Origin of the sequence: Nocardia abscessus, from assembly GCF_015477775.1 — a bacterium.
Classification (GTDB): domain Bacteria; phylum Actinomycetota; class Actinomycetes; order Mycobacteriales; family Mycobacteriaceae; genus Nocardia; species Nocardia abscessus_A.
This window is the reverse complement of record NZ_JADLQO010000019.1, coordinates 120,254-142,977: the sequence shown is the minus strand read 5'-3', so window position 1 is coordinate 142,977 and position 22,724 is coordinate 120,254. Positions and strand designations below refer to the sequence as shown.

Annotated in this window: 20 protein-coding genes; 16 read left to right on the top strand and 4 right to left on the bottom strand. The window is 68.5% G+C overall.

The features are described 5' to 3' along the window. Nucleotides 1-161: 161 nt before the first annotated feature. From IU450_RS34315 to IU450_RS34295, 5 genes are all read left to right on the top strand, one after another. Nucleotides 162-1,412 carry an MFS transporter gene (locus IU450_RS34315; RefSeq protein WP_195153872.1) on the top strand — a complete coding sequence of 417 codons (1,251 nt, stop codon included), beginning with the start codon at nucleotides 162-164 and terminating at the stop codon, nucleotides 1,410-1,412. Between the two features lie 213 nt (nucleotides 1,413-1,625). Further along, nucleotides 1,626-1,937, top strand: a complete 312-nt coding sequence (locus IU450_RS34310; RefSeq protein WP_195153871.1) for an STAS domain-containing protein — start codon at nucleotides 1,626-1,628, stop codon at nucleotides 1,935-1,937. Further along, nucleotides 1,934-2,896 (top strand): sensor histidine kinase, encoded by a 963-nt coding sequence (locus IU450_RS34305; protein ID WP_195153870.1) that lies wholly within the window; start codon nucleotides 1,934-1,936, stop codon nucleotides 2,894-2,896. The genes IU450_RS34310 and IU450_RS34305 overlap by 4 nt, the downstream gene beginning before the upstream one ends. A gap of 302 nt (nucleotides 2,897-3,198) precedes the next feature. Further along, a complete protein-coding gene (locus IU450_RS34300; RefSeq protein ID WP_195153869.1) occupies nucleotides 3,199-3,948 on the top strand; it encodes a GAF and ANTAR domain-containing protein in 750 nt (249 codons plus the stop codon). A gap of 54 nt (nucleotides 3,949-4,002) precedes the next feature. Continuing rightward, nucleotides 4,003-5,508 carry a PP2C family protein-serine/threonine phosphatase gene (locus IU450_RS34295; protein WP_195153868.1) on the top strand — a complete coding sequence of 502 codons (1,506 nt, stop codon included), beginning with the start codon at nucleotides 4,003-4,005 and terminating at the stop codon, nucleotides 5,506-5,508. Here the strand turns inward: IU450_RS34295 and IU450_RS34290 are convergent. Continuing rightward, entirely contained in the window at nucleotides 5,505-6,161 is a 657-nt protein-coding gene (locus IU450_RS34290; protein WP_228835520.1) for a maleylpyruvate isomerase family mycothiol-dependent enzyme, read from the bottom strand. The two genes, IU450_RS34295 and IU450_RS34290, sit on opposite strands and share 4 nt — an antisense overlap. Nucleotides 6,162-6,230: 69 nt before the next feature. On the opposite strand from IU450_RS34290, the gene IU450_RS34285 reads away from it, so the two are divergent. Beyond that, nucleotides 6,231-7,166 carry a MerR family transcriptional regulator gene (locus IU450_RS34285; protein WP_324197927.1) on the top strand — a complete coding sequence of 312 codons (936 nt, stop codon included), beginning with the start codon at nucleotides 6,231-6,233 and terminating at the stop codon, nucleotides 7,164-7,166. Nucleotides 7,167-7,216: 50 nt separating this feature from the next. On the opposite strand, the gene IU450_RS34280 is transcribed toward IU450_RS34285, so the two are convergent. Beyond that, nucleotides 7,217-7,408, bottom strand: coding sequence for a DUF6011 domain-containing protein (locus tag IU450_RS34280; RefSeq protein WP_195153866.1), 192 nt, complete (start codon nucleotides 7,406-7,408; stop codon nucleotides 7,217-7,219). Between the two features lie 492 nt (nucleotides 7,409-7,900). Between IU450_RS34280 and IU450_RS34275 the strand changes: the two genes are divergently transcribed. From IU450_RS34275 to IU450_RS34230, 10 genes are all read left to right on the top strand, one after another. Further along, the gene (locus IU450_RS34275) at nucleotides 7,901-9,040 is read left to right on the top strand and encodes a polyprenyl synthetase family protein (protein WP_324197926.1); all 1,140 of its coding nucleotides are present in this window, start codon (nucleotides 7,901-7,903) and stop codon (nucleotides 9,038-9,040) included. Next, nucleotides 9,037-10,293: a hypothetical protein gene (locus tag IU450_RS34270; RefSeq protein WP_195153864.1), complete on the top strand. Its 1,257-nt coding sequence runs from the start codon at nucleotides 9,037-9,039 to the stop codon at nucleotides 10,291-10,293. The genes IU450_RS34275 and IU450_RS34270 overlap by 4 nt, the downstream gene beginning before the upstream one ends. A 73-nt stretch (nucleotides 10,294-10,366) precedes the next feature. After that, nucleotides 10,367-11,383 carry a fatty acid desaturase gene (locus IU450_RS34265; protein WP_195153863.1) on the top strand — a complete coding sequence of 339 codons (1,017 nt, stop codon included), beginning with the start codon at nucleotides 10,367-10,369 and terminating at the stop codon, nucleotides 11,381-11,383. Beyond that, nucleotides 11,374-12,210: a methyltransferase family protein gene (locus IU450_RS34260; RefSeq protein ID WP_195153862.1), complete on the top strand. Its 837-nt coding sequence runs from the start codon at nucleotides 11,374-11,376 to the stop codon at nucleotides 12,208-12,210. Before IU450_RS34265 ends, IU450_RS34260 begins: the two co-directional genes overlap by 10 nt. 161 nt (nucleotides 12,211-12,371) lie before the next feature. After that, nucleotides 12,372-13,394 (top strand): mevalonate kinase, encoded by a 1,023-nt coding sequence (mvk, locus tag IU450_RS34255; protein WP_195153861.1) that lies wholly within the window; start codon nucleotides 12,372-12,374, stop codon nucleotides 13,392-13,394. Then, a complete protein-coding gene (mvaD, locus tag IU450_RS34250; protein WP_195153860.1) occupies nucleotides 13,391-14,527 on the top strand; it encodes a diphosphomevalonate decarboxylase in 1,137 nt (378 codons plus the stop codon). Before mvk ends, mvaD begins: the two co-directional genes overlap by 4 nt. Then, nucleotides 14,524-15,630, top strand: coding sequence for a phosphomevalonate kinase (locus IU450_RS34245; RefSeq protein WP_195153859.1), 1,107 nt, complete (start codon nucleotides 14,524-14,526; stop codon nucleotides 15,628-15,630). The genes mvaD and IU450_RS34245 overlap by 4 nt, the downstream gene beginning before the upstream one ends. Continuing rightward, nucleotides 15,627-16,715: a type 2 isopentenyl-diphosphate Delta-isomerase gene (gene fni, locus IU450_RS34240; protein WP_195153858.1), complete on the top strand. Its 1,089-nt coding sequence runs from the start codon at nucleotides 15,627-15,629 to the stop codon at nucleotides 16,713-16,715. Before IU450_RS34245 ends, fni begins: the two co-directional genes overlap by 4 nt. A gap of 5 nt (nucleotides 16,716-16,720) precedes the next feature. Further along, nucleotides 16,721-17,770, top strand: a complete 1,050-nt coding sequence (locus tag IU450_RS34235) for a hydroxymethylglutaryl-CoA reductase (RefSeq protein ID WP_195153921.1) — start codon at nucleotides 16,721-16,723, stop codon at nucleotides 17,768-17,770. Beyond that, nucleotides 17,767-18,939, top strand: coding sequence for a hydroxymethylglutaryl-CoA synthase (locus tag IU450_RS34230; protein ID WP_195153857.1), 1,173 nt, complete (start codon nucleotides 17,767-17,769; stop codon nucleotides 18,937-18,939). Before IU450_RS34235 ends, IU450_RS34230 begins: the two co-directional genes overlap by 4 nt. A gap of 137 nt (nucleotides 18,940-19,076) precedes the next feature. Here IU450_RS34230 and IU450_RS34225 read toward each other — a convergent pair whose 3' ends face one another. Continuing rightward, nucleotides 19,077-19,922 (bottom strand): sulfurtransferase, encoded by an 846-nt coding sequence (locus IU450_RS34225; protein WP_195153856.1) that lies wholly within the window; start codon nucleotides 19,920-19,922, stop codon nucleotides 19,077-19,079. Nucleotides 19,923-20,184: 262 nt separating this feature from the next. Then, nucleotides 20,185-22,380 carry an RNA polymerase recycling motor ATPase HelR gene (helR, locus tag IU450_RS34220; protein WP_195153855.1) on the bottom strand — a complete coding sequence of 732 codons (2,196 nt, stop codon included), beginning with the start codon at nucleotides 22,378-22,380 and terminating at the stop codon, nucleotides 20,185-20,187. Between the last annotated feature and the right edge of the window lie 344 nt (nucleotides 22,381-22,724).

Genomic DNA, 22,724 nt, shown 5'->3' with positions numbered 1-22,724 from the left:
TCACCGACGGTGGGTACAGGGCGTCGAGATCCACGCGGCCGGACCTCGCGCGACAACGTCGAGTTGTGACTTACCGAGGCTCGGTTGTTGGAATCCCTGATAGGCGGCCTGGTTTCATTCCGCTGGTCAACATGAGGTTGTTCAGGTGAGGTGACGCATCGGTGGGTGTCTCGGGCGGCGAGTCGCTGGGACGGCGGTTCGGGTGGTTGTGGGCAGCCTATGCGGTCAGCGCCTACGGTTCGAGTTTCTGTTTCGGCGCACTGCCGTTGATCGCGATCACCGTGCTGCACGCCGGACCGACGGAGGTGTCCGCCCTCGCGGCCTCGGGTTTGGCAGTGGGGGCGCTGGTCGCGGTGCCGTTGGGTCCGTGGGTGGAGTTCCGTCGCAAACGCCCCGTGATGATCGCGATGGATCTGTCCCGGTTCGTCGTGCTGGCCAGCATTCCGGCCGCGTTCGTGTCGGGGCTGTTGAGTTTTGCCCAATTGCTCATCGTGTCGGTCGTTGCCGCCGCGGCGGACATCACCTTCAGGTCCGCAAGTGGGGCGTACCTGAAAACGTTTGTCCCGCCGGAGGGCCTGCTGGTCGCCAACGCTCGATTCGAGGCAACGACCTGGAGCGCTCAGGTGATCGGACCACCCCTGGGTGGGGCTGCGATGGCACTGTTCGGCCCGGTGGTGACGGTGTTGGCCGATGCGGTGAGCTACCTGTTGTCGGCAGTGGGTATCGGCGCGATCGGTGACAGCGAACCCCGCTCCACGCACCACCGCGCATCCCGGATCCGGGTGGGCGAGGTGCTGGACGGGTGGCGGTACATCCTCGGCCATCAGGGACTTCGGGCGATGATGGCCAACTCGGTGCTCTTCTCCGGGCTGCTCCTGGCGGCCGAGCCGCCGTTGGCCGTATTGCTGATCGGGCAACTGGGTTTCGCGCCCTGGCAATACGGACTTGCCTTCGCCGCACCCTGCGTCGGAGGTCTGATCGGTGCCCGAGCGGCCCGCCCACTGGCAACCCGATTCGGTCACCATCGCGTCCTGGTCGCCGCCGCGACATTGCGCGCCTGCTGGCCACTCGGATTGGCATTCGTCGGGCCCGGTGTCCCCGGCCTGTTGCTCGTCATAGTGGTCGAGTTCGGACTGATCGTCTGTATAGGCGTATCCAACCCGCTGATGGCCACCTACCGACTCCACCAGACCCCCGCAGACCGTGTCACCCGCACCCTGTCGGCTTGGACGATCACCGCGAAAGCCACCACCGCGGTCCTGACCGCCTCGTGGGGATTGCTCGCGGCGGCCACCAGCCCACGTGTCGCCATCGCCGTCTCCGGGGCGCTTTTGCTGGCTACTCCCCTGCTGCTGCCCCGGCACGAACACCTCGCACCGAGCGAACGCGAACCGGCCACCGAACCCGCATGATCGCACCTCGCCCATGAGTGGGCTGCTTTCGGTCATCGTCGTCGTGACCGAACGGCGCACGGGGCGCTACCGCGGGAGCGCTGTCCGGCGGCGTCCGGCCGGCGTCAGGCGAACGCGTAATATCCTGACGTCGTTTCGTCGTGATCAGTGGAAGGTCGGTGAGCAGTGGATTCCGCACCGTCGACCCCACCTCGTCGTCCGCGGGTGTCGGATGTGTCGACCCTCCGGACGTCCAGGATCAGCAGCGGCCCTTCCGGCCTGCGGTGCGCGGGCGCCGTCGATTTCACCACCCGCGATGCTTGGCGCACGGTTCTCGCCGAGCTGGTCGCCGTGGACCGCGACGTCCACCTGGACCTGTCCGAGCTGACGTTCATCGACGTCAACGGGACGTCGATTCTGGTCGAGGTTGCCAGCGATCCCCCGCAGGCACGACGAATCGTGTTGCATCGGCCCCCGCCGATGATGCTTCGGATCCTCGAAGTGTTCTGGCCCTTCCTACACACGATCGAGGTAGTGCACACATGAGCTCCCTTGGCGCTGCGTCGGCCGCTTCGACCGACCCCTTCGTGCACCCCGCGCTGTTCTACCGCGACACCGAGGAGTACCTCGCGGGCACTCTCGGGTTCATTCGCGAAGGGCTCGCGAACGGTGAACCGGTCGCGGTGGCGGTTCCCGGTCCCAACCTGGCCCTCTTGCGCGCCGAACTGGGCTCCGACGCAGCCTCGGTGCACCTGATGGACATGACCGTCGAAGGCCGCAACCCTGGTCGCATCATCCCCGGGGTACTACGCGCCTTCGCCGACGAACACCGGTCCGGACGCGTGCGAATCATCGGTGAACCCATCTGGGCCGGCCGCTCGGCGCTGGAGTATCCAGCGTGCGTTCAGCACGAAGCTCTGATCAACGCGGCATTCACCGGGCGCGAAGTCAGCATCCTATGCCCCTACGACACCGAACGCCTACCGCCTGATGTCCTGGCCGACGCGCACGCCACCCACCCCGTCCTGATCGATGCCGCCGGTCAGCGAACCAGTGACGGCTACGACCCCGACCACATCGTCGAGTCCTACAACCGACCGCTCCCGGCTCCGCCCGCCACCGCGGCCACCGTGGTCTTCGACGCGACGTCCCTGGCCCACGTCCGGCACGTCGCCACAGACCACGCCCACCACGCGGGCATACCCGAGCACCGTCTGATCGATGTCGAACTGGTCATCGCGGAGACCACCACCAACTCCGTCGTCCACGGCGGCGGGCACGGCACGCTGACGATGTGGACCGACGAGAACGAGCTCCGCTGCCAGATCAGCGACAGCGGCCACATCACGAATCCGCTCGCGGGCCGCCTGCCCGCACAGACCTATCGACCGGGCGGCCGCGGGCTGCTGCTGGTCAACCATCTCACCGATCTCGTGCGCATCCACACCACCCAGCACGGCACCACCATCCAGCTCCACTTCGGCTTCGGCCGCGATCTGCCCTAGCGCCGTACGGCGGGACCGGAACTTCCACCCGGGTATGCGAGCGCGTCGATGCTCAGCGCGCGACGACCCGGCTGACCGCCGCCTCGAAACCGCGTGAAACCAGCGCCGACGGCTTCGGTCCGGTCGGGTTCGAGACCACCAGCGGTCCGCTATCCTTATGGCACGCGCTGTCTGCGCACCGATCAGCCCTCCCCCCGCGTCCGGTGATTGCCGAGGGGAGGACGCCGGAATGGCCCGAACGGGCCGGCGCACGGACCACCGCAAGACCGGGCCGGCCGGAGGTCGAGGAGGTGCATGACGCGATGCCCGCGGATCTCCCGCCGACAGAGAGCCTGAGTGAGGTTGCGGTTACGCAGCAGATCGCGGCGGCGTTCGCGCGTATGTCGGGTCTGTTCCTTTCCGTCGAGACGGTGACCACGGCATTGAAGTTGATCACGGCATTGTCGATGGAGATGGTTCCCCGGACCGCCGGAGCCGGTATCACCCTGGTGGACAGCGCGGGCGAACGCGTTACCGCAGCGGCCACCGATGACGTGGTCGAAGAAGCCGACAGCTTGCAGTACCGACTGGGGACCGGGCCGTGCTTGGCCGCGTGGGCGAATCGGGTGGTGCTGCGGGTCGATGACCTCGCGGTGGATGATCGCTGGTCGTCCTGGTCGCGCCAGGCGATGCGGCTGGGACTGCGGTCGTCGTTGAGCGTGCCGCTGGTCGCGGGTACCCAGGCATTGGGTGCGATCAAGGTCTACGCCCCAGAGCCGCACACCTATGGCGCGCGTGAGGAACACTTGCTGACGATGTTCGCCGCTCAGGCGGCCATGCTGTTGTCCAACATGCGCGCCGCCGAGGACGCCGAGCGGGTCAGCGCTCAGATCGCGGAGCATTTGCGCGGGCGCGAAGCGGTCACGTTGGCGAAGGGCATCGTCATGGCACGTGACGGGGTGGACGAGCGGACCGCGTTCCTGACGTTGGCCCATACCGCAGGCGAGCAGGGCACCACAGTGCGCCGGGTCGCCGAACGCCTTGCCCAGTCGACCGTGCGGCGTCTGCGCTGAAAGGTGGTCCAGTGCTCCTCGAAGTCGATGCCGACCGTGCGGACGGTGACCGCGATGACCGACAACTCGGCCGCTGACCGAGCCGACAGCCGTGGCCGCGAGCAGCAACGCAGTCTCGCGTTGGCGATGAAGGGCGCACAGCTGTCCGTGGAGGAACTGTGGATGCGCTACTTCGGTATGGGTGGCGAAGCCGGCTACCCCGAGGTCGATGCCTACGTACACGGCACAGGCGAGACACCAGCTCTGGACCGCGACATCCTCGCCCACGCGGTCAACGAACGCATCGATGAGCTGACCTGGGCCAAGCGCGCCACCTACAGCCGCCCGTTGCGTGCCCGCGAGCCACGCGACGCTCCCTTGTCCGCCCTGGTAGGACTGCTCGAAGGGGCCGAACTCGCACCGCCGGACCGTCTGCCCGCCATCGCCGAAACCGCAGGCCGGGCACTGGGTGTCCACATCGCGCTCTACCTGGCCGATTACGAGCAGCGATACCTCTGCCCCCTTCCGACCGGTTCCCCCGTCGGCGAGGAGGAGGCGGTACCGGCAGGAGCTTTCGAGATCGACAACACCCTGCCGGGACGGGCGTTCCGGCAGGTGCAAATCCTGCCTTCACAGACCACTGATCGGTACCGACTCTGGGTGCCGCTGATGGACGGAGTCGAACGTCTCGGCGTCTTGGACGTTCGGGTCGATGGCGTCGACGATCTCTACGATCCCGGTCTTCGAGTGCAGTGCCAATGGGTGTCGCACCTGCTCGGCCATCTCGTCACCGCGATGAGCCAATACGGCGACGCACTCGAACGGACCCGGCTGCGCACCCGCAGGACCGTCAACGCCGAGCTGATCTGGTCGCTGTTGCCGCCGCTGACCGCCGGCGTGGACAGCTTCGTCGTCACCGGCGTCATCGAGCCGCGGCACAGCGTCAGCGGCGACGCCTTCGACTACGCCCTGTCCGAAACCACCGCGAATCTGATCGTCCTGGATGCCGTCGGCCACGACTTGCGCAGCGGTTTGATCGCCGCCGCCGCGGTGGCCGCCTACCGCAGCGCCCGGCACGCGGGCCACGGCCTCTACGAACAGGCACGCACCATCGACGAGACCATCGGCCATCAATTCGGTCACGCGTTGTTCGCCACCGCCGTGCTCGCGGAACTCGACCTGCCCACCGGCCGACTTCGCTACATCAACGCAGGTCACCCGGAGCCACTCCTCATGCGCGGCGGCAAGATCGTCAAGCCCCTCAACGGCGGTCACAGCCTGCCGCTGGGCCTCGGCATCGGGGAACTGCACATCGGCGAGGAATTCCTGCAACCCGAAGACTGGCTGCTCCTGTACACCGACGGCGTCCCGGAGGCACGCGACAACACCGGCGAATTCTTCGGCGAGACCCGTCTCATCGATTTCCTCCGCCGCGAAGCCGCAGCGGGCCACCCGCCACCGGAGACGGCCCGGCGCCTCATCAAGGCCGTCCTCGAGCACCAGCACCAGCCACTCCAGGACGACGCCACCGTCCTCCTCGCCCGCTGGACGCACCCCCGGCAACTCATGCCCGATGCCTAGCGACCCGATCGATCGGCGAACAGCCTCGCCCCGTCTCCGGTGATCTCGTCCCACGCTCCGCGGCGTCCGGTAAGGATCAGCAAGAGGGCGGCGACCGGGCCCGTGATGGTCGGTCCGTCGCCTGCGGCCCACTCGGCGTCGGATGCCACGAGGCGGTAACCGGCGAACTTCTTTCGGGCGTGGAACGGGGCGCCCGTCGTCCAGATCCGGTCGATCGCCACGATTGCGGCGGCTTTCGGCATTTCCCGTGCGATGCCGAGCGGAAGCGCGATGTCCTGGCCGTGCACCAGCAGATCCATCAACCGATCGGCCGGTGTAGTGCCGAACACCGTGACCCGCGCATCGATGCTGTCACGCAACTCGCCGAGCAACTGCCCGGTCGTCACATGGTTCGCGTGACGAACAGCGGTGTCGCGGATCGCCCGGTCGAGGCTGCCTCTCGCTCGGATCAGGTTGACCAGGATCCAGCCGATATCGGCGCGAGCCGACAGCACCACGTGCGCGACCACATCACGCACGCGCCAGCCGTCGCACAGCGAGGGATGGTCCCAGCCTGCTTCCGGCAGCGGCGCCAGCAGCTCGGCCAATCCGGCCCGCTCGGCAGCGACGGCCCGCCAGATCTGCTCGGTGCTCATCGTGGTGTGCTCGCTCATCGGAGCTCCTTCTCTCAGTGGGTGTTCCAGTACGGTAGGAACTCCACTGGAGTGGAGGTTCCAGCGATCGTGACCGAGAACACACACCGTGACGGCCTGGTGAGTATCGGAGAGCTGTCGCGATCGACCGGTGTGCCCGTGCGCACGCTCCGCTTCTATTGCGACGAGGGGATTTTGGAGGCCCAGCGCAGCACCGGCGGGCACCGATTGTTCGATTCGGTGAGCGCGGTCGACCGGGTACTGCTGCTGCGCCGACTCCGAACGCTCGGCCTCGGCCTGGACGCGATCACCGACGTCCTCAGCGGTGACACCTCCATCGCCGACGCGGTCGCCGCCGAACGCGCTGCGCTCGACACCGAACTGCGCACGCTGGCCTGGCGACGAGCATCGCTACTCGCCGTCGAGGACGCCCCGCCCGCCGAACGTGCCGCACGGCTGGAATTGCTTGCCGCCGTGCAAGATCGCCATCATGCGCACGACCGTCTCGTGAGATTCTGGCGGCGACTGCTCACGCCGCTGCCATCGGCGATATTCGACGGATTCGTCGCGATGAACATCCCGGACCTACCGGCTGATCCGCCGCCGCGACAAGTCGTCGCCTACGCCGAACTCACCGCTCACATCACCGATCCCGCACTGCCCGCCGCGATGTCGCGCCAACTGTGGCGGACGGACCCGACCGGAATCCACGACAAACGCGCACTGGTGACAGGGGTCGCCGAAGTATGCGAAACCGTCGACGCGCTTGTCGCCGCATGCTGTGAACCACGCCCCGGCCCTGAACTCGACCAGTTCATCGACGTCCACGCCACCGCACGACGCGAACGCGACACGCCGCGCCTACGGCACCGACTCCTCGACGGCGCCACCGACACGCACCCGGCAATCCACCGCTATTGGGAGCTCACCACCGAGATCACCGGAACCACCACCTCGGGCGCCGCCCAATACTGGCTCTACCGAGCATTGGCACGATGGACCGATCCGATGACGCGTTACCGGTGACGACTGCTGGACCGGAGGCCGTCGCTCAGCGGTTCCGCGGCCGGGCGCACTCACGCTGCGACGTCGAACAACGTCAATTCGTGCGGCTGCGTCGCAGCCGCGGCGCGCAGTTCCGCGCGCTCCCGGATCGCGCACGTGGGTCCGATTCCTTGCGCGACCGAGTGCGGCGACAGCAGCCAACCGTGACAACGACGGCAATGCGCGACCAATCTCACCGTGGGTCGGTCGTCGGTGGTGCCCATGCATTCTCCTCCGGCCAGGCAACAACGTCGCCAGTTTGACACGAGGGACCGACACCTTGCCGGGCCGTCTCACCGGGCAGTCCTATGTCGGCCGCGGCAGGCGCAGGCCCGAACCTGACCGTCCCGCTACCGATCGAGACCACATTCCCTGTGGCCGAGTCTGTTTCGCGGCGCGTGGGTGACACGGCGGTGTGACATCGAACAGCCCCCCGGCATGATCTTCGGGATTCCTCCAAGGAGCCTGGTTGATCAACCAGGTCGGGCGCTAGCCTTGGGAAGCGGGGTTCGACGACCGCAGGAGTTCGGGGCCATCTGGGGCGACGATGTAGTTGCCCGGCTCGGATCGATCGAAATGTACTGCGACACAATCTTTTTCGGATACACGGCTGTGCGCTGCCCGCTCGATCCTTCCTACCCATCGTGATCATGCCAAGGGGGCTCACCGCCATGGACTATTCCGCCCTACCGCCAGCACTCCACCCAACCGCGCACGTGACCGTGCCTCTGGAACACCCCGCCGACCGACCATCGGTCGGAGCCGAATTCTTCGGCGCCACAACAACAGTCGCGGACGTCCCGCCGCCAACCGCCTCCAGCTCCCTGCGGGAATCGGCCGACGAGATCCTCACCTCTGTCGGTACCGACTCCGATCGGATCACTCAGCCGCTCGCCCGCATCACCGATCAACTACCTCTGGTCAACGATCGAATGCGCGAAATCCTCGTCAGCGGTGGACCTTTCGACTCCATTTACCGACACATTCTCGCCGCACCGGGCAAGCGGGTCCGGGCGGGGCTGGCGCTGGCGTGCGCCCAACTGCTCCCGTCGTCCGACGCGGTGCCGTTGCGCGACGCCGTCGACATGGCCTGCGTCTGGGAGATGTTCCACGAGTCGTCGCTCGTGCACGACGACATCTGCGACGGTTCGCTGTTGCGGCGCGACGCCCCTTCCGTGCCGGCCGAGTTCGGCATACGCACGGCGGCCAGAGCCGGATTTCATCTGGCGGGCATCGCGTTACAGGTGCTCGCACGGGTGGTGGCCGACAACCCAGCGGCGTTCGCGACACTCGGTGCGGCTGCCGGCGTCACCTACCTCGACCGGCTTTCGGACCTTTCGTTCGGCCAGCTCGTGGAGACGCTCCCACCCACGGTCGAGGACTCCGCCCTGCGCAGGCACTACGAGCTCGTGGCCGGTGCGAAGACCGGCACGCTGTTCCGGCTGGCCTGCTCCTACGGTGGCACGGCGGGCGCCATCGATCACGAACGGCTGCGCGCCTTGATGCGGTACGCAGACCAACTCGCCTTCGCCTTCCAGATCATGGACGACGTGCGCGACGTCGAGGGCGACCCCGCACTCGGCAAGGACGCCTGCGGCGACCTCGATCGCCGCGTGCCGACCTGGCCGGTGATCGAATGGCTGGCCATGCGGCACGGCGCTCATGAAATGTGGCTTTCCACGGAAACTTCCAGTGCCGCCCTGCAGAGCGAGCTGGTGACCAGCGGGGCCACCGAGGTCGCCTGCGCGGTCGCCGTCCACGCCGCCGAGACGGCATGCCGGGCGATAGAAGTGTTCCCGCCCTCCCCCGCGCGTGAACACCTGCGCGAACTCTCGACGCGGGTGGTCTCGCGATGATCGGGCAGCGACTCGGCGTCTTGGCCCGCGGACTGCGGCACTTGCGGCGCGCACCGGATATCGCTGCGCTGCGCAGGGCTCCCTCACCGGAGCTGTTGGCCCGGCTGGCACTGATTCCGGCGGCTCGGAACCTCGGCATCGCCGTGGGCTTCCTGCCCGCCGACCAGCGGGCCGAGGCTACCGCCGCCCTGCTGGCCTGCCGGGTGCTCGATGCCTACGAGGACCTCATGAACCGCCCGTCGGCGAGCGACGCTGTGCTGGCCGCCGTGGCCTACCTGAACGGCGCCACCGATACGCCTCCCCCGCCGCTGGACGCGGTCGCCGTCCGCGACAGCGAAGCCGTTGATCTGGTGCTGGCCGAGCGGGTTCACGACGTCCGGGCGCTGCTGTCGGCACTGCCCCCCGACGGCCGGGAACGTGTCGGCCGAATGCTGCTCGACGTCGGGGGCGTGATGGCCCGCAACCTCGATGAGCCCCTGCCGCGGTCCGCCTACGGCGAGGGCGTACTGGGACGGGTGATTCTCTACGCTTGCTCTCTTGTCGCCGAAAAGGCTTGCGCCGAGTGCGATCTGGGCGAGCTGGCCGGATGCGTCGGCGTCACCGCGCAGTTGGCCAACGACCTGCGCGACGGCGAACTGGCACTGCACGGCGTCGCCGACCGCGAAGAACTGACCCGAGTGGTGATGCTACAGCTGCTGGGCCCGGCGCTGGGCAGCTTCACCCTGTTGGCCCGGCTGGGCCCGCGCACGCCCGGTCTCAGTGCACGGGCCGCGATGGCCTATATGGCCATCACGACAACGGCTTTCCTGTGTACCGCGGTCGGGGCGCCCGCACCCTACCGGCGGCGGCTGCGGCTCGCGGCGGCCGCACGGGCGGCCGGTTCACCGGCGTACTGGACGACGATGCAGCAACGGGTACTGCATTCCGTCGACCAGGCGGTCCATCGGGTGCTCGACGCGTCACCCGACCTCGCTGCCGGGGCGGGCCCGGCACCGGAGATGCTCGGCTCGGTCGACTACCGCTCGATGCCGCCCGCGATGCGGCCGCTGATCGTCGACTCCGCCTTCACCCTGGTGCGCGCCCTGCCGGAGGAACCGCTGACCGGCGAACTGCCCGGCTCCGAGATCCGTCGCATGATGATCGCCGATCATCTGGCCTTCGGCGCCCTGGAACGAGTGCACCCGGGCGATGCCGAGGCGATGCGAAACCTCGCCACGAGATTCCAGCTCGCCGCGCACGACACCACTCCCTGAGGAGGCCGCTCATCAGCACCGTCGCGAAAGCCCCGCTCGCCGCCTTCGACTCGACATATCCAAGGAGCCTCTTATGAGCACCGTCACGCCTCGTCCCAGCCCCCGAACGCCCGACGCGTCGTCCGGGCCGACGCCCTTCAGCCGACGGGTGCTGAAGCTCGAGCACCCGGCGAACATCGGCCCGCTGGCCCATATCGTGGCGTGGGTCGCGCTGCTGGCCGTGGGACTGCTCGTGCCCGCCGCCACGAACTGGTACCTGGCCGTGCCGCTGATCATCACGCTGACGCTGCTGAACTTCTCGCTGACGATCGGCGTGCTGCACATGCACACCCACCGGCCGCTGTTCGTGTCCAAGCGGTTGAACCGGGTGGTCGATCTGTTCTGCTGCATGCCCGCCACGCTCACCGCAGCCGAGATGCGCGAGGTGCACATCCTCAACCACCACCGCTACAACGACGGGCCCGGTGACGTCACCTCCACCGAAGGGCGCGAGCACGGGCTGGGCGCCGTCTGGTACTGGATCAGATACGGCACGATCGTCAAGAACCACACCGTCCGGAAGATCTTCGCCGCCGACGCGACGACCAAGCAGCGCCGGCGGCGCAACCAGTTCCTGTTCGATCTCACGCTGGTCCTGGTGTTGATCGGAGTCACCTGGTACTTCGCCGACGACACCCGATTCGTGCTCTTCTACTGGATCCCGTTCCTGGTGACCCAGGTGAACTCCGGCTACTTCGCCTGGCTGACCCACGCCCCGGCGCGCGGTTTCGAGGACGATCCGAGCAAATCGTTGAACACGGCGGGCAACTGGCTCAACTTCTTCATCTTCAACCAGGGCTACCACAGCGTGCACCACCGCTACCCCGGCGTCCACTGGAGCCAGATCCCCGACAAACTCGACTTCATGCGGCAGGTCGACCCCGGCGTCATCGTGCCCTACTGGATGACCCTCAACTCGGCCTGGCGTCTGGTCGTGCCGGGCGGCTTCCTCGACGCACCCTACGGCGAGCGGTGGAAGGTCGAGTTGGAGAAGCGAATGGAGGAGGGTGGCGTCCGCTCGCGGCTCCTGCCCTGGTTCGCATGGATCTGATCACTCCGCGCCAGGTTCGGGGCGTGCTCACCGACCGTCGCCGGCTCGTCCCGTTCCTGCTCGCGTTCGCCGGATATGCCTTCACCGGGGTGACCGTGCCCCTGTTCCTGCTGTTCGCCGGAGGCTGGTGGCTACCCAAGACGGTCGACGACGGACCGCACCTGCCGACCGGCCCGGCGGTCGTGATCGACGTGCTGTTGCTGGCGCTGTTCGGCCTGCAGCACTCGGGCATGGCTCGGCCGTCGTTCAAGGCGTTCGTCACCCGCTGGGTGCCGCAAGCCCTCGAGCGCACCGTCTACGTCGTCATGGCCAGTCTGGCCGTGTGGGTGCTGTGCTTGGGCTGGCAGCCGCTGCCGCACCAAATCTGGTCGGCCGACGGCATCGTCGGGACGGTGCTCGACGCCGGTTTCTGGCTCGGTTTCGCATTGGTCTACGCAGCCACCTTGCTGCTGGACCACTTCTATCTGCTCGGCCTCGACCAGGCCTACCGCCACTACGTGATCCAGGTACCCGACCCGACCGCCGACCGGCTGCAAGTGCACGGGCCATACCGCTTGGTGCGCCATCCGCTGATGACCGGTCTGCTGTTCAGTTTCTGGTGCGCGAGCACGCTCACGGCAGGTCACCTGCTCTGGGCGGTCGGCTTGACCGGCTACATTCTGCTCGGCACCGTCCTCGAGGAGCGAGATCTCGTCGCTCGTTTCGGTGCTGCCTACCGCGCCTACGCGACCCAGGTGCCCGCGTTCTTCCCGTCGCCGCTGCGCCCGTCCGTGCGGGCACGCCTGCGCGGGCTGCGCGTGTCACGCCCGTCGATTCGTCAGCGCTAAAGGCGAATTCGCACGCCCGCGGCCGAGCCGAACGTCGTGTCGGGACGCGTCCCGCAACTGCTCGTCGCCGATGTCCTCGCCGGACCTCACCATCACCGTCCGTCGCCGCGTCCCCGAGGGAACGCGTGGGCGGCCCTGCTCGAGTTTGGAGATGAATCGACGTGAACAGTCCTCGTGTCCACGGCGGCGGAAGACCCGCCGCCCCCGGCGTGGGCATCGGGCGCGCCCACGGCAAGGCGATCCTGCTGGGCGAACACACGGTTGTCCACGGAACGCCCGCGATCGCGTTCCCCCTGCCCGCATTGCCGGTGCGCGCTGTCGCGTATTCCGGCGAGGCAGGTAGCTCTACCGTGTCGCCGCCAGCCGTGTCGGGGCGTTATGCGCTGTCCGACAATGGCTCTCGATTTCTCGCTGGGAAAGGTCTTCCCGCGGCGACTCCGGTGTCCGGCCCTCGCGTCGCCGTCGAGGAGGCGTTGCGACGGTGGGATCTGCCCGGCGAGGTCGTCGAGGTCGTTTTGCACCGCGAGATTCCGCAGGCGCGTGGTCTGGGGTCCAGTGCGGCCGATGCGGCCGCCGCGGTGCGGGCGGTCGCGGATCTTCATGGCAGGACCGTCGACCCGGACTCCCTCTACGAATTGGTGCAATGCGGCGAACAGTTCGCGCACGGCCGAGCCAGCGGTGTGGACGCCCGCGCCGCCTCGGCCGACGGGCCGATCTGGTTCCATGCCGGCACGGCCCGCCCGCTGGAGGTCGGCCTCGACGCCGCCCTGGTGATCGCGGACACCGGGATACCCGGTGCCACACAGCAGGCGGTGGCCGAGGTGCGCGGACGGCTGGACCGAGATCGCGGGTCCGCTGGACGGCTTCTGGAGCGCGCGACGGAACTCGTCGAGTCCGCTCACGCGGCCCTGGCGGCCGGGCGCGCCGAGCCGCTGGGCAGGGCGCTTCTGTACTTTCAGGACCTTCTCGACGAACTCGGTGTCGGCAGTCCGCGGATCGACACCTTGGTCACGGCAGCGCTCGAGGCCGGGGCGTTCGGGGCGAAACTCACCGGCGCCGGCCTCGGTGGCTGCGTCCTCGCCCTCACCGAGGCGGGCCGTGGCGCCTCGACGGTGAGTGCGGCGCTACGCGGGGCCGGAGCCGTACAGACCTGGACCGTCCCGACCCGGAGCGTGCTGCCATGACCGACCCCGCGATCCCGCCCGAAAACGGAACTCGGTACACACCGACGACTTTCGCCCCCGATGCGGCGACCGTTCTCGCCGTCGACGGCATCGACCTTCTCGGGCACGATCCGAACCTCTTCCGTGGCAACGAGATCGGCGAAGAAGCGGCCGCCGTCGCCCATCCGAACATCGCCCTGGTGAAGTACTGGGGCAAGCGCGACGAGTCGTTCTTCCTGCCCGTCACGGGGAGTCTGTCGATGACGCTGGACATCTATCCCACCACGACGACGGTGCGGTTGATCGATGGCCCGGCCGACGTGGTCGTGCTCAACGGCTGCCGCGCCACCGGTCCGGCGCACGCCAGGGTCGAGCGGTTCCTCGACCTGGTTCGCGCCCGCGCCCAGCGCGCCGAACACGCGCTGGTCGTCTCGACCAATACCGGACCGACCGGCGCGGGCCTGGCCTCCTCGGCGAGCGGATTCGCCGCACTGGCCGCGGCGGCGTCCGCATGCTACGGGTTGGGCGGGGACGTCCGCGCGCTGTCGAGGCTGGCGCGGCGGGGCTCCGGGTCGGCCTGCCGATCCATTTTCGGCGGGTTCGCGGTGTGGCATGCCGGCGACGGCTCCGGCGAGGCGGGTGACCTCAGCTCCTACGCGGAACCGATCGACGGCGATGCGCTCGACCCGGCTCTGGTCGTCGCCGTGGTCGACACCGCGTCGAAGGCGGTGTCGAGCCGGGACGCCATGCGCCGGACCCGCGCCACCTCGCCGCTCTACCGGGCGTGGGCCGAGTCGTCGGCCGCCGACCTCGATGAGATGCGCAAAGCCATTGCGCGCCTGGACCTTCCAGCGGTCGGCGAGATCGCCGAGCGCAACGCCTTGGGGATGCACGCCACCATGCTGGCGGCGAAACCGTCGATCCGGTATCTCTCACCCGGGTCGGTGGCGATTCTGGACCGGGTTCTGGCGCTGCGTGACGACGGTGTCGCCGCCTACGCCACGATCGATGCCGGACCGAACGTCACGGTGCTCTGTGCCCGCGCCGACGCGCAGCGGGTGGACGCGGCCCTGCGCGACGTCGGCGATTTCGTCGAAACCCACACGGCGCATCTCGGCCCCGGCGCCGCCGTCGTCCGGGGCGGCGACCGATGATCAGCTACCGAGCCCCGGGCAAGCTGTTCGTCGCCGGAGAGTACGCCGTCGTGGAGCCGGGCCATCGCGCGATACTCACGGCGGTCGACCGCTACGCGACCGCCACCGTGGTCGAGGCATCCGCAGACGAGGACACCACACTGCGGACGGACCTGGACGGCGCCGGGAAGCTGTCGTGCCGGCGCGACGGCGCCCGATTGATCCCGCGAACCGCCGATGCCCGTGTGCCGACGGAGTTCGCATACGTCTTCGCGGCGGCCGCGGTCATCGATCGGTTGCTAATCGAGCGAGGTGTCCGGGCGCGTCCCTATCGTTTGCGGGTCACCGGCGATTTCGCCGACTCCGACGGCAGGAAGCTCGGTCTCGGCGCCAGCGCAGCGGTCACGGCCGCGACCGTCGCAGCTCTCGGCGTTTTCAACCGGCTCGGCCTGAGCACGATGGACCGGTACCGGTTGGCGATGGTGGCCACCCTGTCGGTCAACCCGGCCGCCTCCGGTGGCGATGTGGCGGCGAGCACCTGGGGCGGCTGGATCGCCTACGGTTCCCCCGACCGGCAGCGCGCATCCGAATCGATCGCAGACAAAGGGGTCGACGCGACACTGCGCGCGCCGTGGCCCGGGTTGTCGGTGCATCGTCTGCCCCCGCCGACGCAACTCGCGATGAAGGTCGGGTGGACCGGGGAACCCGCGTCGACACCGGCGCTGGTCGCGGGACTCCGCCACGGCCACCGCCGGGAATTGCCCGGCCACGGCGCCTTCCTGGCCAACAGCGAGCAGTGCGTCCAACGGCTCGGCACGGCACTGGAAGCCGACGATTCCGCCGGAATCCAACGCGAAATACACAACGCCAGAACAATTCTGCTGGAACTCGACGCGAAGGCGCGGGTGGGCATCATGACACCGCGGCTGCACGCGCTGTGCGAGGCGGGCGAAGCGGTAGGCGCCGCAGCCAAGCCGTCGGGAGCCGGTGGCGGCGATTGCGGCATCGCGCTGATCGACCGCACCCGCAGCGCGGCCATCACCGAACTCACCGCGCGCTGGATCGCCGCGGGAATCCACCCACTGTCGCTGCGCACCCACCCGCACGAGGAGGACCGCGGATGACCGGCAACCGCAAGGACGACCACGTCCGGCATGCCGTCGACCAGCACCGCGACGGCACCGGGTCCAACGACTTCGACTCGGTCACCTTCGTGCACCACGCCCTCGCCGGCATCGACAGCGCAGACGTGTCGCTGGCCGTCGACGTCGCCGGGAAGCGATGGGACACACCGTTGTTCGTCAACGCGATGACCGGAGGAAGCCCGCACACCGGTGAGATCAATCGCCAGCTGGCGATCGCCGCCCGCGAGACCGGCATCCCCATCGCATCCGGGTCGATGAGCGCCTACTTCCGCGACTGCTCGGTCGCCGACAGCTACCGGGTGCTGCGGCAGGAGAACCCGCGCGGGTTCGTCATGGCCAACGTCAACGCGACGGCCACCCTGGACCAAGTGCACCGGGCCATCGACCTGCTGGAGGCCGACGCCGTGCAGATCCACCTCAACTCGGTCCAGGAGATCGTGATGCCCGAGGGCGACCGATCCTTCGGGTCCTGGCCACGCCAGATCGAGCACATCACGGCCCATGCGCCCGTGCCGGTGATCGTCAAAGAAGTCGGGTTCGGACTCAGCAGGCCCACCGTCGCCTGGTTGCGCGACGCGGGAGTCGCCGTGGCCGATGTCGGCGGCCGTGGCGGCACCAATTTCGCGCGTATCGAGAACGATCGGCGCGCGGCCGCGGATTTCTCCTTCATCGAGAGCTGGGGCCAGTCGACGCCGAGCTGCCTGCTGGACTGCGCGGGCGTCACCGGGATCGATCTGTTCGCCTCGGGCGGTATCCGCTCGCCCCTCGATATCGCCAGGGCGCTGGCGCTGGGCGCCTGCGCGACCGGTGTCGCGGGACGCTTCCTCGAGACGCTCGTCGGCCGCGGCGCCGCCGCGTTGATCGAGATGATCCGTGCGTGGCTCGTCCAACTGCGCCGGATCGCGACCGTGCTCGGCGCCGCCACGCCCGCCGACCTGGTCGGCTGCGATCTGCTGATCACCGGCGACGTGGCGACGTTCTGCCGCCTTCGCGGCATCGACGCGGCCTCGTACGCCCACCGGAGCCTGTGGTGGAACGAATCGGAGAGAAGGAGCCACCCGTGAACGACATGTCGTATGCGGCTGTCCCGCTGCGGTGGGTGGGACCCGTGCGCATCACCGGCAATACCGTCGACGACGCCGTCGAGGTTCCCTTGGCCACCTACGAATCTCCGCTGTGGCCCTCGGTCGGGCGCGGCGCGCGGATATCCACGCTGACCGACAACGGTGTGGTGGCAACCTTGGTCGACGACCGCATGACCCGTTCGATCCTGCTCGAAGCCGACGACGCGAACACCGCCCACACCGCCGTGCAGCGGCTCGTGAGCCGATTCGGCGAACTGCAGGAGGTGGCCGCGGGCAGCAGCCGGTACGCCCGCCTCATCGACCTGCACCATCAGATCACCGGGAATCTGCTGTTCCTGCGATTCGCGTTCACCACCGGTGACGCCGCAGGCCACAACATGGCCACGCTCGCCTCCGATCATCTGATGAACCACATCGTGGCGACGATTCCCGGGCTGCGCTACGTCTCGGTGTCCGGAAACTATTGCACGGACAAGAAAGCCACCGCGGTCAACGGGATCCTCGGCCGCGGCAAGAATGTCGTCACCGAAATACTCATACCCCGCGACGTGGTGGAAAGGAGACTGCACACCACCGCTCGACAGGTGGTCGAGCTGAACATCCGCAAGAATCTCATCGGCACGCTGCTCGCCGGTGGAATCCGATCCGCCAACGCGCATTACGCCAACATGCTGTTGGCCTTCTACCTGGCCACCGGGCAGGACTCCGCGAACATCGTCGAGGGATCCCAAGGCGTCACGCACGCCGAGGACCGCGCCGGGGATCTCTACTTCTCGTGCACGCTGCCCAACCTCATCGTCGGGACCGTCGGGAACGGCAAGCACCAGAGTTTCGTCGACGAGAATCTCACCCGCCTCGGCTGCCGTTCGCAGCGGCAGGACGGCGACAACGCCCGCCGTCTCGCCGTGATCGCGGCGGCCACCGTGTTGTGCGGCGAACTGTCCCTGATGGCGGCGCAGACCAACCGCGGTGAATTGATGCGCTCCCACACCCGATTCGAACGGTCGACCACGAGCAACGGAGTACTGCCATGACCACCCAGCCGGTCGGAATCCACGACCTGTCCTTCGCCACCACTCATTACGCGCTGGATCACGCCCTGCTCGCAGAGCGCCTCGGCGTGGATCCCAACAAGTTCTACCTCGGCATCGGCCAGGAGAAGATGAGCGTCGCCGCCGCCGACGAGGACATCGTCACCATCGCCGCGGCCGCCGCCAAGCCCATCATCGACCGCCACGGCGTCGACCACATCCGCACGGTGCTGCTGGCCACCGAAAGTGGTGTCGACCAGTCGAAATCAGCGGGCCTCTACCTCCACCCCCTGATCGGACTGCCCAATACCGCCCGCGTCGTCGAACTGAAACAAGCCTGCTACGGCGGCACGGCCGGACTTCAGTTCGCCGCCGGACTGATCGCCCGCGACCCGTCCCAGCGCGTACTGGTCATCGCCACCGACATCGCCAAGTACGAACTCGACACCCCCGGCGAACCGACGCAGGGCGCCGCCGCGGTCGCGATGCTGGTCAGCGCGAATCCGGCGATCCTGCGGCTGGAACCCCACTCCGGGCTCTACAGCGCCGACATCATGGACTTCTGGCGCCCCAACTATCGCACCGCCGCGCTGGTCGACGGCAAGACATCGGTCAACGCGTACCAGAAGGCCACCCAGGAAGCCTGGACCGACTACCGGCGGCAAGGCGGCCGCGACCTGGGCGAGTTCGCCGCGTTCTGCTACCACCAACCGTTCACCAGGATGGCTGCCAAAGCACATCGCCACCTTCTCGAAAGCCAGGGCCACACCGCGGACTCGGCCGCGATCGACGCCGCGATTCGCCATACCACCAGCTACAACCGCACCGTCGGTAACAGCTACACCGCCTCGCTCTACCTCGGTCTGGTCTCCTTGCTCGACCACGCCGACGACCTCACCGACCGACCCGTCGCCTTCATCAGCTACGGATCGGGCAGCGTCGCCGAATTCTTCGGCGGTACTTTGGCATCCGGCTACCACGAGCACCTCAGAACCGAGGCGAACCGGAACGCCGTCACCACTCGCGAACCCCTCGGCTACGACCGCTACCGCGAACTCCACGAAGCCCGAACCCCCACCGACGGCAGGTACCACGCCATTCCCGAGGAGACCGCCCGCCCGTTCCGGTTGGCCGCGATCTCCGGCCACAAACGCATCTACGAATCCCGATGACACCGGCTCGCCCCGGCAACCCGTGGGCACATCATCGACCTGGTCGTCGTCGTACTGCTCGCGCACCTGGACCCAGGTCTCGTCGGAGACGCCCTGGTGGGCGGTGCTTCGCGCTAGCGCCTTCGTGTGCCTGCCGGTCAGCCGCGAGCGGTGCCTGTGGCGATCGGCCGGGTGGGGTCGGTGATCCACTGCGACCATGAGCCTGGGTAGAGCGCGGCGGTCACACCGAGCTTGCTCAGAGCGAGCACGTCCAGGGTCGCGGCGACGCCGCCACCGCAGTAGGCGCCGACGGGTGCGCCGGTGAGGTAGGGCGCGTAGCGCGAGCGAAGTGTGTCGCCGTCCCCGAGGTAGCCCTCGCGGAGGTTCTCGTCACCGGGCAGGCTGTGCGCCCCGGGAATGTGGCCGCTTGTCGCGTCGTCCGCCGAGCCGGCGTACGCGACGGGCGGCCGGGAATCGAGCAGGTGACCGGCGCGGGCGAGTGCGGCGGCGGCCTCGGCGTCCAGGGTCGGCAACGCGCCGAGCCGCACCCGTGCGGTACCGCCACCCGCGGCCGGACGCACCTGAGAAAGTTCCCCGCCCACCGCGAGCCAGGCGTGCACACCGCCGTCGAGGTAGCGCACGTCCGGCAGTCCCGCCCAGCGCAGTACCCACCACGCGCGGGTCGCGCTCGAGGCGAGGTCGGAGCTGTACACCGCGACCAGGCTCGACTCGTGAATTCCCGAGCGCTCGACGAGATCACGCACCTGCGCCTCCTCAGGCAGCGGCGCGTGGCCCGAGGTTTCGGTACGTGGGCCGATCAGCTCGGTGAAGTCCACCGCGTGCGCGCCGGGAATGTGACCCGCGGGTGGCTCCGGCAGCGCGAGGGCCAGCTGACCGGGAATGGTGGCACGATCGCGGCGGATCTCGAGGACGACGACATCCGATCCCGCGTCGAGCGCGGCGGCGAGTTCGGCGGCGGAAATTACGGGAGGGACAGAGCTCATCGCGATCCTTTGCCCGAGAGGCGGTGGTGTGACGCGGCCGACGTTAGTGCGACGCCCGCCGGGCGTGAACTGTTGAACTCTCGCGGATCATTAAGCGGCGGAAAGATGTTCGCGATGCGTGCCGGGCGGCACGCATCGCCCGCGACACCCGTCCGCGCGGATACGAGCATGCCCCACGACGGCCGCATCGCCCGCCGCGGGCAGCTCCGTAGGTGTGGCGAGACGAGCAACGGCTACGACACCGCGGCCACGAACCGTGGCGCTAACCGTTGATTGCCGGCCCGGCGCGCGTAGGGGCTTCGGCGAGGCCGGTCAGAGCCTGCGGCAACGAGTCGCGGTACAGGACGCCGAGTCGTTGTGTGGCGCGGGTGAGAGCGACGTAGAGTTCGGCCGCCCCGCGCGGGCACTCGGCGAGGATCCGTTCCGGGTCCACGACCAGCACGGCGTCATATTCCAGGCCCTTCGTCTCCGACGCCGCCACCGCGCCCGGCACACCCGGCGGCCCGATCACGATGCTCGTGCCTTCGCGATCGGCTTCGTCGCGTACGAATTCTTCGATGGCAGTGGGCAATTCGTCCTCGGTGACCCGCCTGGACCAGGGCTGGACGCCGCACGCGCGAACCGACTCCGGTGGCTGGACTCCGGGCGCGAATTCGGCGAGCAGCGCGGCGGCGACGGTCATGATCTCCGCCGGCGTGCGATAGTTCACCGACAGCGACCGGTAGACCCAGCGGCCGGGCACATACGGCTCCAGCATCGCGCCCCAAGAGGTCGCTCCGGCGACCGACCGGCGTTGCGCGAGATCGCCGACCACCGTGAAGGAACGACCCGGGCAGCGCCGCATCAGCACCCGCCAGTCCATTTCGGACAGTTCTTGGGCCTCGTCGACCACGACGTGCCGGTAGGTCCAGTCCCGGTCCGCGGCGGCGCGCTCGGCGAGTTCGCGGCTGTCCCGCTCGAGGAAGCGATCCGCCAGGTCCTCGGCGTACAGCAGGTCCTGGGCGAGCAGATGGTCTTCGTCGTCCATCAGGTCCGCGCGGTCGACGAGGATGTCCAGTACCCCGGCCGCGTACTCGGCCTCGGCCTGCTGCTGCCGCTCGGCCGCGCGGTCGGCCGGTTTGTCGCGGCCGAGCAGGTCGACCAGTTCGTCGAGCAGCGGCACGTCCGACACCGTCCAGGCGGCGCCGTCGGCGCGCCACAACGTCCGGTCGGCGCCTGCGGCTCGCAACCGTTCCGGGGACGCGTAGAGCTGTGCCAACACTGCTTCCGGCGTCAGGATCGGCCACAGTTCGTCGAGCGCGGCGGTGAACCGGTCGTCGTCCGCGAGCTCCGCGCGCAGGTCCGCCCGCAGGTTCTCCCATGCCTCACGGTCTTCCCGGGTCAGCCAGCCCCGGCCGATCCGGGCTATCGCCCGTTCGGTGAGCACCCACGTGACGATCTCACCGAACACGGCGCGGGCTTCGTTGTGCGGCAGTCCGCTCGCACGCGCCTCCTCCCTGGCCCACTCCGCGGTCTCGGCGTCGATCCGCACCGTGACGTCCGACAGTTCGATCGGCAGCGGATGCTCCGGCAGCCGCTGCCGATCGGCGACCGCCGCCGCGAGCACGTCCAGAATCTTCAGCGAGCCCTTGAGCCGCGCGGCGTCCGGAGTGTCGTCCGCGGTGACGCGCAGACCGGGCATCAGGTCGCCGGTGGTCGTGAACACGACGTTCGTCTCGCCCAGCGACGGAAGAACGCGGCCGATGTGGTTCAGGAACGCGGGGTTGGGCCCCACCACGAGCACACCATGGCGTTCCATCCGCTCCCGCTGGGTGTAGAGCAAGTACGCCACGCGGTGCAGAGCCACCACGGTCTTCCCGGTGCCCGGACCGCCCTCGATCACCAGCACCCCTGGGTGCTCGAGCCGGATGATCTCGTCCTGTTCGGACTGGATCGTCGCCACGATGTCGCGCATCCCCGCCCCGCGCGGCGCGTTGACCGCCGCGAGCAGGGCCGCGTCTCCCCGCTCGCCACCACCGGGACGGCCGAGGACCTCGTCGGTGAAATCGACCACGTGACGCCCTCGGGTGTGGAACTGGCGACGGCGGCGCATGTTCTCCGGGCTGGCGGCGGTGGCGACATAGAACGCGCGCGCCGCGGGCGCGCGCCAATCCAGCAGCAGCGGTTCGTACTCGTTCCCCTCGTCGAACAGTCCGATGCGGCCGATATAGGAATGTTCCCCCGAAAGGGTGTCCAACCTGCCGAAACACAATCCGTTGTCCGCCACGTCGAGCCGCTTCACCTGTTCGGCCAGCGCACGCACCTCGGCGTCCCGATCCACGAGTGTCTCGCCGTTGCCCCGCAGCGCCGCGCCGTACCTGCCCTTCACTTGCGCGCGCTCGGCGTCGAGTCGCGCGTAGAGCGCGGTCACGTAGCTTCGCTCGGACCGCAATTCGTCTTCGTACTCTCGCGTTGACATAGGCCCCTTACTTTTCGTCGCTCGACATCCGGGTGGTTCACGCGAACACGGACGACCGTTTCGGCATCGACCAGCGATTTTGCGGCACCACCCGGGTCTTGCCGCAAGCCCCCGGGTGCGCTATATGTTGAGAGTGGAAGGGAGCCGATACGCTCCTTTCCTTTTCCATGTCCGCTGTGGACGGTCGATCTCCTCGCAAGCCCTCAGCGCTCGGCTGCGCTCACCGAACACGTGCACGCCTGCGACAACACCACCGAACCCGCACACGCTCGGCGAGATATCGCCGACCCGACCGCGCCGAGAGCATCGTTCCGAGCGTCCGCGATCAGCGGAATATCGAGGCG

Excerpts from the sequence above, each read along its gene's own strand:
- IU450_RS34305 (WP_195153870.1), top strand. The coding sequence starts at position 1,934 with ATGAGCTCCCTTGGCGCTGCGTCGGCCGCTTCGACCGACCCCTTCGTG.
- IU450_RS34300 (WP_195153869.1), top strand. The coding sequence starts at position 3,199 with ATGCCCGCGGATCTCCCGCCGACAGAGAGCCTGAGTGAGGTTGCGGTT.
- IU450_RS34295 (WP_195153868.1), top strand. The coding sequence starts at position 4,003 with ATGACCGACAACTCGGCCGCTGACCGAGCCGACAGCCGTGGCCGCGAG.
- IU450_RS34290 (WP_228835520.1), bottom strand. The coding sequence starts at position 6,161 with ATGAGCGAGCACACCACGATGAGCACCGAGCAGATCTGGCGGGCCGTC.
- IU450_RS34280 (WP_195153866.1), bottom strand. The coding sequence starts at position 7,408 with ATGGGCACCACCGACGACCGACCCACGGTGAGATTGGTCGCGCATTGC.
- IU450_RS34270 (WP_195153864.1), top strand. The coding sequence starts at position 9,037 with ATGATCGGGCAGCGACTCGGCGTCTTGGCCCGCGGACTGCGGCACTTG.
- IU450_RS34265 (WP_195153863.1), top strand. The coding sequence starts at position 10,367 with ATGAGCACCGTCACGCCTCGTCCCAGCCCCCGAACGCCCGACGCGTCG.
- IU450_RS34260 (WP_195153862.1), top strand. The coding sequence starts at position 11,374 with ATGGATCTGATCACTCCGCGCCAGGTTCGGGGCGTGCTCACCGACCGT.
- mvaD (WP_195153860.1), top strand. The coding sequence starts at position 13,391 with ATGACCGACCCCGCGATCCCGCCCGAAAACGGAACTCGGTACACACCG.
- IU450_RS34245 (WP_195153859.1), top strand. The coding sequence starts at position 14,524 with ATGATCAGCTACCGAGCCCCGGGCAAGCTGTTCGTCGCCGGAGAGTAC.
- fni (WP_195153858.1), top strand. The coding sequence starts at position 15,627 with ATGACCGGCAACCGCAAGGACGACCACGTCCGGCATGCCGTCGACCAG.
- IU450_RS34235 (WP_195153921.1), top strand. The coding sequence starts at position 16,721 with ATGTCGTATGCGGCTGTCCCGCTGCGGTGGGTGGGACCCGTGCGCATC.
- IU450_RS34230 (WP_195153857.1), top strand. The coding sequence starts at position 17,767 with ATGACCACCCAGCCGGTCGGAATCCACGACCTGTCCTTCGCCACCACT.
- IU450_RS34225 (WP_195153856.1), bottom strand. The coding sequence starts at position 19,922 with ATGAGCTCTGTCCCTCCCGTAATTTCCGCCGCCGAACTCGCCGCCGCG.
- helR (WP_195153855.1), bottom strand. The coding sequence starts at position 22,380 with ATGTCAACGCGAGAGTACGAAGACGAATTGCGGTCCGAGCGAAGCTAC.